We start from the raw sequence: 12,884 nt of genomic DNA, 5'->3' as shown, positions 1-12,884 counted from the left end.
TAGATTGCGTCCAGTAGGGTATGTATTTTTACATAAAAAAAAAGTAAACATTTGTGTGGTGAGGTAGCCCTTATTGCCAAAAATGATATAATATCAGAGCTATCAAGAGTAAAAAAATAGTTATTAAATTCAGGCTGAATCCCGATGAAAAGCACAGTATTAAAACCGTCTGCCCATCCCTTAGCCCCATACATTGACCTCTTGGAATCAGGCAAAGCTTTACTGCCTGATTCTACGGAAAATGTGGTTGAAGTTGTCGGGGTGCTGAAAAGTTATGGTATTGTTTTAGATGCCTATTCTCGCAATCTCAATTATATTGCAGAAGAACAGTTTTTAGTGCTTTTTCCATTTTTTAAATATTTCAACGGAGATGTGACTCGGCCCAAACTAATTCGCTATTTGTGGCACGATCGCATTAATTTTGAGTATGCTGAGTATTGCATGAGAACAATGCTTTGGCACGGCGGCGGCGGTTTGGACAGTTATTTGGATTCCCCGGAATTTAGCAGTTTGGCCGAAAAGGCGATCGCGGCTAAATTGAAAGGTAATTTTTTCATGCAGGGCCTCAACAAAACATTTCCTGATTTTTTGCCGGAACAAGTGCGGATGCTGGCTTACTACACTGGTCTCGGTCAGTTTTGGCGGGTAATGAGCGATTTATTTATGGACTTATCTGATTCCTACGATCGAGGGGAAACTAAGTCTATTTCTGATGTAGTTGATTTTGTCAAAGCCGGTTTAGTCGCCGCCGCCAGCCTACCGATTACCTACAGCGTCAAGATTGGCCCTCAAGTCTACGATATCCTGCCAGCGACGGCTAATTTGACATTTTTACCAGATGTAGCCGTGCCTTATGTAGAGGCTGTTTTCTTTCGGGGCACTGCGTTTTTTGGCACAGTTTCCTACAACGCTCAAGCCCATCAAATCCCGGAAGAACAAAGAGAATTTGCCTACGGGGCTTTGTTTGCTGACCCTTTACCTATTGGAGGTGCAGGGATTCCGCCAACTCAATTGATGCAAGATATGCGGCATTATTTGCCGGAGTATTTGCACGAAGTTTATCGCACTAGCTGTCGGGGTGAAGACGATCTGCGGGTGCAAATTTGCCAAAGTTTTCAGAAGTCGATGTTTTGCGTGACGACGGCGACTATTTTGGGTCTCGCACCTCATCCAATGAATACCTCCGACCCAGAGGAAAAAAAGGCTAATCGAGCTTATTTAGAAGGTTGGATGGATAGATTTGGAAATTCTCGCTTGGATTGGGCAAATCAGCAAACTAACAGGGCCTGTCAGTTGTTCCCCGAACGGTAGAAGGGCGATTGGTTTTTAGGGCGCAAGGTCTCTCGGAGTTACAAAAATATTACCTGGTTTGGCAATTGCTTTCTTTTGGAGGGCGAAAGCTCCTCCTGGCGATCGAAATGATATCACGTCCCGTCAAATAGCCGTTATAAGGCAAGTAGTGAAAACTTCAGTCCACAAACTTTTATGAGGACTGAAGTCCTCACTACCAAACAATTTTATGGTAGTCATTTTAGCGGACATAATATGACCTGATAAACTGTTTGTTTTCGGTTCAGTGTGATTGCTTTCATAAGAGATATATCCGCTAACCCTTAGACTGGTAATGACAGGATAAAGCACTTCTTATTTCCGAACTATCTAGATTCGGACTAGAAGACTCAGGCCGTGAGAGTCCGTGCCACAAGTTCCCAGCAAACCATAAGTTTCTGCTAAATTTTTGACTAAAGCAGTTTGTTTAGGACTCGGTTTCCAAGGATTGGGATTGCTGTAAGCATAGTAAGTTTCTACACCATCAATGCCGAAACTGGCTGCTTCTGGGATTAGTTTATCTGCGCTAGAACGATATCGGCAAGGATGTGCGAGAACTGCTAAACCTCCTGCTTCATGAATAGCTTCAACTACCCTGGCTGCTGAATAACAATAAGTGCCTTCAGTGCTTTTACCTTGTAGGTATGGTTTGAGGCTGGGATGTTGCGGATTGAAGGCGTAACCGAGAATGTGTACCTCATTGTTGAGCAATTCGGCATTAATTTCAGCGCCTGTCCAGAGACTAGGTGCTTCGCTATTTTTGTCGGGATGGTTTAATTTCCAATTATCCAGCCAAATTTGAGCTTTAACGTAGCCTTCGGTGCTGTGGTGGTCGGTGATAGCTAAGCCTTTGAGACCTCCGGCTATGGCTTGTTCCATCAAGTTCTCTGGCTGTAATCGCCCGTCGGAGTGGACTGTGTGCATATGAAAGTTATAGGAACCCGGACAGCTATCGGCATCAATTGTCTGGAAGACTTGTTTGAGTGCTGAGATATTCTGGGCTTCTGGTTTGAGACTAGAAGCGGGGGAGGGAGCAAAATTGACAGCCATAAGCGTTATTATAGAAAAAACTAACCTTGTTTAATATATCTAATAAATTGATATGTTGCACCTGTGACAATAGTCGGCTGTAGGATTGAAACATCTGGCGGATTTTTGCGTTCGGCACAAGATATCAATTCACTCGCACATCTTGCACAATTCTCTATCCAGGATTTTATCGTCGGGTGGGGGCGGGTTTATGAGATTATTGATTTTAGGCAATTATATTTGGTAAAACTCGTCCCGGACGGCTTGTTGACCAAGCCACAAGATATCAATTCAATCGCACTTTAAACCTGCGGCTGCGGCGGTGGGAAATTCGATCGGCACAAACGTGAGGCCAAACTGTTCTCTAGAACACGGTACAATATGCGCCACTCGTTTAGGAGGGTTTTTCCTATTTCCAGTCTGCGAGTCAAACTCAATTATACCCGTGGCTCCTTCGGCTTTAAAGTTGGGATCTGCTAAGGTTTTTTGCATTCCTTCGCGGCTGGGTTCTGGCTGCATTTCTAGGGCTTTAATCAGCGTCCGGGCGGCATCGTAGGTTAAAGCCGATCGAGTATTCACCGGGCCTCCCCACAATTTTTCAGCGTTTTGGGGAAATTTTTTGTCAAAACTGATTAACGGATGCCAAAACACCGATATGCCAAGTTTTTCAACAGACTTTAGCTGTTTTGCTACTTCTAGCGTTCTCGGCTCGTACAGCGTCCAGGGCCCGACAATCCAATTGCGATCGCCGTTAGCTTTAATCATTTCGATCGCATTTTCCAGGGAATTAGTGACTTGACCGTCGGGAATGACAAGTAAGGCTGTTTTCCCGGCTTTCTCAACTTCTTTTATTGCTGCTTCGGCGTTAAAATTATTTTTAGATAAGTCGTAATAATTACTGCTCCTAAAAGTTCCTCCTCCTTGGGCTTCAAATTGCTTTTTGAATTCTTCCCACAAAGAAGCGCTGAACGGACTGTTGGGATTGTAAAATACTGCGACTTTTTTCTCACCGACCCCGAACAGTTGATTGACTAAAGCTTCAGCTTCTATGCTAGTTGTCGGAGCCGTCCGAAAGAAATATTTTCGAGGTTTTCGCGTCAGTTCTTCTGTTGTGCTTCCTGGAGAAATGGCGACGAGTTTATTTTGATTGTAAATATCTACTGTTTCAACAGTCATGTCGCTGGTGTAGTGTCCGATGACGGCTAAAATATCGGGCTGGGCGACCAGTGAATTAGCCCTTTGAACGGCGTAGGATTTGATATTTCCGTCATCAGCAATGATGACCTTGAGACCTTTTCCTTTAAGAGGTTTGGGTGCGAGAAAACCTTGACCGGGAAAATCTTTATTGCTGCTATCATTGGGTTTGAGCAGACCTAAATTAACTTCAGTTTGTGCTTGAGCAATGCCGCGCAGCAGTTCTTCTGCTAAATTTGCGTTGAGGATGCTGCCGTCCTGATTCCTGCGGATGGGAACAACAATTGCGATCGTGTAATATTCTGCATTTATTGCCTTCAGCAGAGCATTGTTGATGTAAATTAAAGTTTCTGGATCTCTGCGGTCTTCCCGCCAGGACTGTTTGAGCAATTTTAAAGCTTCGGGGTAATTTGGGTCGGCAAACTCATTGATTCCCCTTTGTTTTGACCAAAGGGCAGAGGTTTGCACGAGGAGTTTTTCGCCAGAACTTAAACCATCTGCGGAGGGTGTAGGTAGCGTTGATCCCGGGGAAATTCTGGGGATTAGCGGGGAAATTCTGGGGATTAAAAGTCCGATCGCCCCAAAAGCCGCAATTCCCGCAACGCCTAACAGCAGAAAGCGAAAGCGCGATCGCAACTTCCGCGACGTTTTGGGTAACTCGGGCCGTTCGACGATCGACAAATCCAAGTCTTGCAACACTTCATCAACCGATTGGTAGCGCTGCTGAAAGTGGAAGTGCACCATTGTGTTTAAAATATGGGTTAGACCATCGCTAACTGGTTGAGATGTTAAATAACCCCAGATAATGTCGCAAGTTTCGGGGTCTTGTGGCAGATTGGTGGGACGCCGGCCGGTGAGGGCTTGAATCGCGATGATTCCTACTGCATAAATATCATTGTAAGGTTGCGGGAAAGACCGCGGATCGTGTTGTTCGGCAGGCATATAACCCCTGGTGCCGATCGCCTGCGATGTCAATATTTCACCTGTATTGCTAGAGGTGAAAGTGCTGATTTCTTTTACAGCCCCAAAATCAATTAAAACAATTTGTTGATCAGTTTTGCGCCGAATTAAGTTAGCAGGTTTAATGTCGCGGTGAATAACATTTGCTTGATGAATAGAGTTTAAAATTTCTAATATTTCCCATAAAAAGGCGCTGGCCTGTGCTTCCGTCCACTGCTGGCCCTGAGCGAGTTCTTGACTTAGGAGAGTTCCTTCAATGAATTCTAGAACTAAGTAAAAATTGCGATTTATCTCAAAATGATCGAACAATTGGGGAATGCGCGAGTTATTTCTGAGAGTCTGCAAAGCCCTAACTTCCGTTTGAAATCGCCTCCTGGCTCTTTCCAATACCTGGGGATTTTCGGATTGAGGAAAAGGAATTTCCTTAATCACGCACGGGGGATTTTCGGGGTTTTCTAGATCCTGAGCCGTGTAGGTTCTAGCAAATCCTCCCTGTCCTAATCGAGCGATGATTTTGTAGCGTCCGGCCAGTATCTCTTCGGGATTGAGACACATAAATTTTAGAGTTCCTTGTGGAAGTGCGATCGTTGATGTTGATTATAAGCTTTTTTGTTTCCCAATACAGCTTGGCAACATATCAAATTCATCTGTGTCTATATCAAAAACACTATAACTCTCAGCAATTGGCAATTCTACATTAGTGATGAGCGATCGCTAATTATCAATTATCTTTCTGCTAACTTGCTGAGTACAAAAGCAACGAAAAATCCGCAGACAGTAATTAGTCCAGCAAAATCGTGAGTTTCCTCGAATGCTTCGGGAATCATAGTATCTGAAATCATGGCTAAAATACCCCCTGCTGCTACGGCGGTAGTGGCGGCTATTACTTCCCCAGAAAAGTGGCTAAAAAGCGTATATCCTAACAATGCTGCGATACCGGAAATAACTGCGATCACGCCCCAAACTCCAAAAATGTAACCGATCGATCTCCCTGCTTTTTTCATGCCGGCGGCGCTAGAGAGCCCTTCGGGAATGTTGGAGAGAAAAATTGCCGCTACTGTCACCCAACTGACAGCGCCTCCAGAAATCATGCTGACGCCAATGACGATCGACTCCGGTATCCCGTCTAACAGCGCGCCGAGGGCGATGGCTAATCCGCCATCGCCTGACTCTGTTTTAGCTGGGTGCAAAGATCCCGATCGCTTGCGGTGTTTTGCTCCTTGCTGACTCAAAAACCAATTGGCCGCTGTGTAGACAGCAGCGCCCCCCAAAAAGCCGAGCGCCGTCGAGTCGAAACCGCCGCGCTTGTAAGCTTCATCCATCAGTTCAAAGGATAGCGCTGAAATTAGCACACCGGCGCCAAAAGCCATAATTGTCGCGATCGCCCGCTGAGGAATGCTCACAAAGTAACCCACCGCCGCTCCCAGTAGCAGCGCCGACCCCCCCACTAAACCCCAAAATCCTGCCTGCAACCACACTGGAAACATCAGCCCTACCTCAGAGAAAAAATTTTTATGCCCGCCTAAAAATTATATATATAGCAAGTCTATTTGAGTCATGAATGTAGAACAACCTCAAACGATTGTGATGATTGAATCGATTGTTTACAAATCAAATGGTTTTGCTATAGGACTTACTGATGGGCGCTATAAACCGGGTTTTTTACCTAATCTGCTAAGTATATTCCTCATAGTTAGAGTGGCTAGTGTTCCCATCAACATTAACTTTTTTACCCCAGGATGCGATTGACTCGAAACCAGCGATAGCCGTACGTTTCTAAGGGAATAGAGGGCGAGTCGGCACTGAGAGGTTCATAGAGGCGATCGCCAAATAAATCGAACAGAGGGGTGTATTCGTGAGATTTCAGCGTAGCGGTACAAGGTTTGTCGGCTAGATTGTGGACAGCGATCACCGTCCTGCCTTGCCAGTGGCAGCAGTGGGCTAACACCGAGGGAGAGTCGGTTTCGAGAATGTGCCACTTGCCCCTACCCAACTCAGGACATTGCTTGCGGATGCCGATTGCAGGTTATTTATAGAAGTGATGCAAATAGTAAGCGTTTGCTTGTTCGTCGTATTTCCAAATACTGTCCTCGGCATCGGGAAACACCAGCAATTCTGGAGCGGTTTTGGGGGGATTTTCTGACCACACGTAGTAATTGCGATACTTGGAGTTTTTATCGCTTTTAGCTGCAACAAACCAAGGATGCTGATTGAACGTATGATTTACTACCAGATAGATCAGCACGCGAATTCCTCGTTCCCTTGCTTGGTGCATGAACTCGACAAAATCTCCCAGGGTTCCCAGTCTCGGATCAATGTTGTAGTAATCCATCACGTCCTAACCATTGTCGCGGTTAGTGGAAGGATAAAACGGCAGCAACCACAAAGAAATAATGCCTAGCGCGGATCAATAGTCTAGGCGGTTGATAAGTCCCTGAAAGTCGCCTACACCATCGCCATCCCAGTCCATGAAGGTTTCAACATTGAGGGAGTAGACAATTGCGTTTTTATACCACAGGTTTTTCATTGCAGTAAATTTCTTAAGAGAGAAACTGTGTAACATGGCTTTGTTCCGAAACCAGGTCACAGGGTTATTTAGGAAGCTGAATGCCACGGTTATAGGTTATCTTTCGGAATATGAGCCTTAGTTTTGTTTGTCCCCATTAAAAATATATCAATATAACAGATGAACTATTTATCAATATAATAAATAAGTTACGTTTTTCAAATTACCCAACAGTTGATAAGGCTGACTACCATTAGCAGGAGCGATCGCTACCAATTTCCGATTAGATGTTCATCCAAATAGCCAAGTTGTTTAGCTTGTAGCTGCACTGCCTTGGCTCTTTTTCGCCAAGACAGTGCAAAACCAAAGACTTTAGTTAAATCGGCCAGCGCTTGTAAGTCCTGACGGCATAGGAGTTGTGTTTGCCTTTAGCGATCGCCAATTCTGCCAACTACTCTTCTACCCAATTGAGTAACCCAAGAGAAGTAACAGCTCCAAAAAAGTGAGCGCCAATCAGATTGACGTTGGCCATCGTCACAAAAATATCTAGGGAACGAATCACATTTTCTGGCGCATAAGCTGCCATCGCTTGGGGCTGACTAAGAGTTTTCGCTAGCACTACAGCAACTGTTTCTTCAGAAGCGACAAACGCGATTAATACCCCGACCAAACTAGAAACTAATCCAATCCGTAAGGTGTGAGTAATATGTTCTTTGCTGGGATATACCTGGGAATTTTCGGCGTGCAAAAGTCGCCCTAAAAGCCTATAACGAAAATCCCAAAATATTCTAAAGCACAGCAATAACAGACCAAGTATTGCTAAAAATACCCCGAAACCAATACCTGCATTATTGGTTTGTTCGCTCATGTTGCGACCCAACATAGCAAATACTAAAACAATGCCCGAAACAGCACCCAAGAACAACTGTATCCAGAAGCTAAATCGACTGAACAAGCGAAAAGTTGCGACGAATTCGGTTTGGATCAGCGGTTGCGACAAGGGTTCGGGTTGATTCAGTTGATTCATTATATACACCTTATTGCTGAATTGATCATGAAAGAAAACGACGTGAAAAATAGGTTCTGCTTGTCTTCCTGTCGCAAGCGATCGCCTTGTGGTTAGCTATTAGAGTTTTCCTGAAAAGTCAGTTAAGGGCAGGACAGGATGCCGGATGTTTGGGAACCGAATTCGGCAATTTCCGGTAAATAAAAGCTTGAACTCCACACAGGCACTGCCGTTGTGGTTGATTTGATTTTCCTAAAATCCTCCCCGTTCTGAACACTCAACTTCTTGTGACAATGGGAATTTAGAGTTTTCAGAATCGACTTAGGCAAAACGTCTATTGTCTTTGTTCACCATTTCAAAATCTTGCTTATATCTCTATTTAATCTAATTAGCCCAACCGTGCCATCTGTCTGATGCCATAAGAAAATATCCACCTGATGGAAGATGATTGAGGAAAAATTTATGATAAAGCTTTGAGTTAAGTGCGATCGCTCGGACTATTGGCGATAGATGCTTGATTGCCAACACCCGCACTGGGGCGCATCCATTCGTGCAACGTCCATAAGCTAGTTAGGGCAGCTATTGCAGCTCTCAACTATTTCTATGCGAGTTTGGACTTATTGATTCCAAGCAAGATTACCCGGACAAATTTTTGCTCACCTTTCCAGTATTGACGATTTAACCCAACAAATGTAAACGGTTTTTAGGTCAACCAATTCGCATATTTAGCTGTTCTCTTCCCACTATCTAAGCCTGATTATCCATAGCTTATTAATTATATTCTTGACCCGAGTTCTAGTAAATCCGATGCCATACCGCCACGCAAGTATCAGCCTTTTTCCCCCTTTTTACAGTCAGCGAGCCCATGAAATTATCTCAAAATGCGAAGAGGGTTTAATGGGTTGGTTGGCAGGCATTGCATAAAGCATGAGTTTTATTGCTATAGCAATCCTTGCAGGAGCCATAAATCTTTTAGCCCACTCCAACCCTCCCCGCGAGTTCGGGGAGGGAGTAAGAAATTGACCAATGATTTAGGCTTGCTATATTACGAGCATTATTGGTGTGTTTGCTTGGCCAGTTACACTGCTTTTTGTTAACGGTATTGTGGCATTTATATTCACTTTCCTTCCCTATATGGGCGAAATTTTAATCGTACTTTCAGCACGGCTGCCTTTATTAGATTCGCCTAGGAAAGCCGCCGAAGTGTTGTTGCTATATTTCCTAATCAAACAAATTGCAGCAGGCAATTTTGTCACGCCTATTATTATGAAAAAGCAGGTATCTTTGCTTTCTAATTACACCTTAGCACTCTAGAAAGTATTTAGATTTCTATGGAGTTTTTTGGGATAATTTTTAGCGCTGGCCATTCTAATTGTTATTAAAACTTTGGTTAAAGAAGCTTGAATCAAAGATATACTAGACTGCTGGCCGACTGCTCCATCATGAAAGCTACCTCATAGGTCATAAAGCTATATTTGTCAAGGCTAATTCCTGTGAAATTTATCAATTAATCAACCGCTAACACTCCCGCTGAAGACTGATGAAAAAAATCTCTCAACCCGCTAATAATTAAATTTAATAGATAATAAGATAAATCATTTCTTTGAAAACTCACTTAACGGGAAACTATGCCAGCAGTCGTTAACAACTAAAGTATAAAAAATATGAAACCGCACAACTCACCCACGGACAACATTAAACAGTCAATTCGACAAGCAGCTTCTCATGCCTGGTTTGAGCGACTGGCAAGATTGGGATATGCTTCCAAAGGCTTAGTTTACTTTATTGTCGGTTTTTTAGCAGCACAAGCAGCCTTTAGTATGGGCGGCAGGACAACCGATACTAGCGGTGCATTATCAGAAATTGTTAACCAACCGTTCGGTAAATTTCTGCTATTTCTTGTAACGATTGGCATTATTGGTTATGCCCTTTGGCGTATCGTTCAGACAATTCTCGACCCAGAACACCAAGGAGACAAATTGGATGCCAAGCGAATTGCCCAACGCATTGGCTACGCCTTAAGTGCTTTAGCTTACGCAGGTTTGGCTTTAACGGCTGTAAAACTGATAATGGGTTCGGGCGGTGGTAATAGCGATACAACCGAAGATTTGACAGCCCAAATTTTAGCGCAACCGTTTGGACAATGGCTTGTAGGATTGGCAGGCTCAATTGTTATTGGTGTAGGTTTTTCTTATTTTTACGAAGCATATAAAGCAAAATTTCGCCGCCATTTCAAGCTAGATGAAATGAGCCAAAACGAGCTAATTTGGGCGACACGGTTGGGTCGATTCGGAATTGCTGCCCGTGGAATTGTTTTCGTTATAATCGGTTTTTTCTTAATTCAAGCAGCAAGGCTATCGGATGCCAGCAAAACGAAGGGATTGGGCGAGGTGTTGGCAATTCTGGCACAACAGCCTTTTAGCCCAGTGATTTTGGGTCTAGTACCTTTGGGTTTAATTGCCTATGGCATCTACTCGGTAATTGAAGCTCGCTATCGGCGACTTTTCCGCTCATAAGCTTGCCCGTTATACAGAAAGTTAGGAATTTTGAGTACAAGAGATTATTTTTTTTGATTAAAAACTGATCTAACTAAAAACTCAAAACTTTTACTAGGCGTCCTGATTAAATCACCTGCTTTTAATTCTGGCTATTTTAACTCAAAACTCCGGGCGGGCACGGGGCACCGCCCCTATCGGTTGCATCAAGTAATGGAATAGAATTAATTCCACACTGATTCTTTGCTAATTTTTTACTAGACAAGGCTTGTCGCCCATAGTTTTGTGTAATTAATTGTGTCCTACTACTTACCACTTTTTAATCATCATCCACAAAGCCACAAAATTGTCACTCCTCCTATCCCTAACCTCCAAGCAAGAATGCTCTCAGCCAAGTGATTTACTGCTGTCGATACAAGGAGCTGTTTTTTTTGTTGAGCCAATAAATATCTGGGTTTCGTCGATTTTGCTTACTTCGGGTATCGTTTCAACTGCCTCAGTTTCAGATAATCGTCCCCCTGTTTCTTTGACCGAGTTGATGATACTATTGTGGGTGATAGCAGTACAACGCTCAATTTGTCTCGCGGGCCATGCCATTACAATACATTGGTTAAGCCAATTTGTTTGGCATCCTCCGAATCTCCAGGCTCACTATAGGTTTCGACAAACGGGCGATTGCATTGCTTACCTCGCTCGGACTGTTTTCCGTAAAGATGTCCATTTTTAAGTACATCTTTACCCTGGCATTTGGGTCATTGCATTTTTGAATTTTGAATAACTTTGCCCCTTTACTATAATACTACTCCCTATGTTTAAATATCATTATGAATATATGCAAGACCGCCTCTTCAGCAAGCAATTTCCCCTAAATGATGACTAATGACTAATGACTAATAAAAACAAATTCCCCGACATAACCGGGGAAGGAAAAATATTAAAAAAAGTAATGTTGTTTTAATAAATAGAATTTGCCAAAAAGCGGCGATAAATTAGTAGCAGCCATTGTTGATTTGAGAGCGGACGCCGGGGCGGGCAGTCCTGTGCAGGTGCCGCACCCGATCGCATTTTCCAGTCTCAAGAAAACAGTTGCATTCATATTTGAGTACCAATTAAGCTTGGCTGCTGTTGCGAGTCTGGCTAGCCAGCTCCAACAGTTGCGCCCAGCGTTTTTGGACTTGTTTGGGAGTGCATTGGATTGCAGCGGCGATCGCCTTGTCGCTTTCTTGATTCCGCTTCATTTTTAGCAGTTGCTGCTGTTCCGGCGACAGTTGAGCGCGAAATGCTTCCCATTTGTCCGAAGTCATTCCCAGCTTTTGATCGACATCAGCACCCAGCCATTCGTGGACGAGTTTCCAATTTTGAGTGCGGGCAAATTTTTCGACGTGGTACTTGAAACGTTGTTGCAAGTAGTCGCGCTGGCGGGAAGACAAACCGAGCACGCGGTCAATTTCCGAAGCCGAAAGGTCTTGCAATTTTAAAGTTAAGTAATTCACGCATTCTGGCTGATTTTGCGATTCCAGATAGGCGATCAATTCCGCGACTACTCGATCGCGCAGCACTGCATCAGCCGGATCGACAGTTTCCGATACCATTTGCTCGCGCACTTGTTGCAGGGCCGGAGAGCGGCTGTACATTTCCGCATCTTCTCCCTTGCCGGATTCTACAGCCATTTCAATGTCGATCGCAGTTTCGGGAGGCTGACCCTTGGCAAATCCTTGAGCGCGCAACACGATCAGGCGCTGGCGGTTGCGGCCGGGCAAACCAATTTGGCGCTTGGCGTAGTGTTCGGTGAAAGCCATGTACTCAGCCAATTCTAGCTGCGTGCGGGGCTGGTAGGTGACATCTAGTTGGTGTTCGCGGCGGAAAGCGCGCAGAGATTCGATGTAAAAGCCTTGCAAAAAGTCTTCAATCATGTTATAGCGAGCTTGGAAGTTCAAGTTCGATCGGAAAGAAGCAACATGGCGGTAAATCATAGCCGCGAGGTGGGAGTGCAGTTCGACGCGGCCTTGTTTGGAACCGAGGCGGTAGTATTGCAGGATTTTTTGCAAGCGGTGCTCGGCCAACGTGATTTGCCAAGCTTCAACTTCGCCGGAAATTTGGATGCGATCGCTTTTTTGGCAAATCCGTTCAACTTCCTTAGCAATCCGCATCGCCACTGCTTGAGTGCTGCGGCTGGCAGTTTTCATTTCGGCTTGCAATTCTTTGAGGGCGAAGTTAGCCAAAGCGAGAATATCGATGCTGGGAACAGTATTGATTTCGGCGGTTTGTTCCGGAATCCAGTTGAGGTCAGAAGCGGTGTTGCAGTTGACGGTGGTGGTTGCAGTTTTGACAGTCATGGCGTTTATCGGGTAGTAGGGCACAGCGT

At 44.4% G+C, this 12,884-nt stretch carries 10 protein-coding genes; 3 read left to right on the top strand and 7 right to left on the bottom strand.

Going from position 1 to position 12,884, the window contains the following annotated elements:
• Positions 1-144 precede the first annotated feature (144 nt).
• Positions 145-1,311 carry a CO2 hydration protein gene (locus QT994_RS12160; protein WP_333174765.1) on the top strand — a complete coding sequence of 389 codons (1,167 nt, stop codon included), beginning with the start codon at positions 145-147 and terminating at the stop codon, positions 1,309-1,311.
• Between the two features lie 348 nt (positions 1,312-1,659).
• Here the strand turns inward: QT994_RS12160 and QT994_RS12155 are convergent, their stop codons facing one another.
• The 6 genes from QT994_RS12155 to QT994_RS12130 form a co-directional block, all read right to left on the bottom strand.
• The gene (locus QT994_RS12155; RefSeq protein WP_333174762.1) at positions 1,660-2,379 is read right to left on the bottom strand and encodes a PHP domain-containing protein; all 720 of its coding nucleotides are present in this window, start codon (positions 2,377-2,379) and stop codon (positions 1,660-1,662) included.
• A gap of 270 nt (positions 2,380-2,649) precedes the next feature.
• A complete protein-coding gene (locus tag QT994_RS12150) occupies positions 2,650-5,067 on the bottom strand; it encodes a bifunctional serine/threonine-protein kinase/ABC transporter substrate-binding protein (protein WP_333174759.1) in 2,418 nt (805 codons plus the stop codon).
• A 170-nt stretch (positions 5,068-5,237) separates the two neighbouring features.
• Complete coding sequence (locus QT994_RS12145; protein WP_333045669.1) at positions 5,238-5,999, bottom strand: ZIP family zinc transporter; 762 nt, start codon at positions 5,997-5,999, stop codon at positions 5,238-5,240.
• A gap of 242 nt (positions 6,000-6,241) precedes the next feature.
• Positions 6,242-6,505 (bottom strand): alpha-glucosidase C-terminal domain-containing protein, encoded by a 264-nt coding sequence (locus tag QT994_RS12140; RefSeq protein ID WP_333174757.1) that lies wholly within the window; start codon positions 6,503-6,505, stop codon positions 6,242-6,244.
• Positions 6,506-6,538: 33 nt separating this feature from the next.
• Positions 6,539-6,844, bottom strand: a complete 306-nt coding sequence (locus QT994_RS12135; RefSeq protein WP_333174755.1) for an alpha-amylase family glycosyl hydrolase — start codon at positions 6,842-6,844, stop codon at positions 6,539-6,541.
• Between the two features lie 625 nt (positions 6,845-7,469).
• The gene (locus QT994_RS12130) at positions 7,470-8,045 is read right to left on the bottom strand and encodes a DUF3611 family protein (protein WP_333174752.1); all 576 of its coding nucleotides are present in this window, start codon (positions 8,043-8,045) and stop codon (positions 7,470-7,472) included.
• 1,041 nt (positions 8,046-9,086) lie between these two features.
• Here QT994_RS12130 and QT994_RS12125 point away from each other — a divergent pair.
• Complete coding sequence (locus tag QT994_RS12125) at positions 9,087-9,338, top strand: hypothetical protein (RefSeq protein ID WP_333174750.1); 252 nt, start codon at positions 9,087-9,089, stop codon at positions 9,336-9,338.
• A 350-nt stretch (positions 9,339-9,688) separates the two neighbouring features.
• Positions 9,689-10,540, top strand: coding sequence for a DUF1206 domain-containing protein (locus tag QT994_RS12120; RefSeq protein ID WP_333174748.1), 852 nt, complete (start codon positions 9,689-9,691; stop codon positions 10,538-10,540).
• 1,088 nt (positions 10,541-11,628) lie between these two features.
• Here QT994_RS12120 and QT994_RS12115 read toward each other — a convergent pair.
• A complete protein-coding gene (locus QT994_RS12115; protein ID WP_333174745.1) occupies positions 11,629-12,855 on the bottom strand; it encodes a HetZ-related protein in 1,227 nt (408 codons plus the stop codon).
• Positions 12,856-12,884: the final 29 nt, after the last annotated feature.

It is taken from the genome of Microcoleus sp. S13_B4, assembly GCF_036700885.1.
GTDB lineage: Bacteria > Cyanobacteriota > Cyanobacteriia > Cyanobacteriales > Microcoleaceae > Microcoleus.
The sequence above is the reverse complement of the archived record's forward strand: the minus strand, read 5'-3'. Positions and strand labels throughout refer to the sequence as shown.

What these genes read in the sequence shown, in the direction of transcription:
- QT994_RS12115 (WP_333174745.1), bottom strand. Translation starts at nt 12,855, where the DNA reads ATGACTGTCAAAACTGCAACCACCACCGTCAACTGCAACACCGCTTCT.
- QT994_RS12145 (WP_333045669.1), bottom strand. Translation starts at nt 5,999, where the DNA reads ATGTTTCCAGTGTGGTTGCAGGCAGGATTTTGGGGTTTAGTGGGGGGG.
- QT994_RS12135 (WP_333174755.1), bottom strand. Translation starts at nt 6,844, where the DNA reads ATGGATTACTACAACATTGATCCGAGACTGGGAACCCTGGGAGATTTT.
- QT994_RS12160 (WP_333174765.1), top strand. Translation starts at nt 145, where the DNA reads ATGAAAAGCACAGTATTAAAACCGTCTGCCCATCCCTTAGCCCCATAC.
- QT994_RS12150 (WP_333174759.1), bottom strand. Translation starts at nt 5,067, where the DNA reads ATGTGTCTCAATCCCGAAGAGATACTGGCCGGACGCTACAAAATCATC.
- QT994_RS12120 (WP_333174748.1), top strand. Translation starts at nt 9,689, where the DNA reads ATGAAACCGCACAACTCACCCACGGACAACATTAAACAGTCAATTCGA.
- QT994_RS12130 (WP_333174752.1), bottom strand. Translation starts at nt 8,045, where the DNA reads ATGAATCAACTGAATCAACCCGAACCCTTGTCGCAACCGCTGATCCAA.
- QT994_RS12155 (WP_333174762.1), bottom strand. Translation starts at nt 2,379, where the DNA reads ATGGCTGTCAATTTTGCTCCCTCCCCCGCTTCTAGTCTCAAACCAGAA.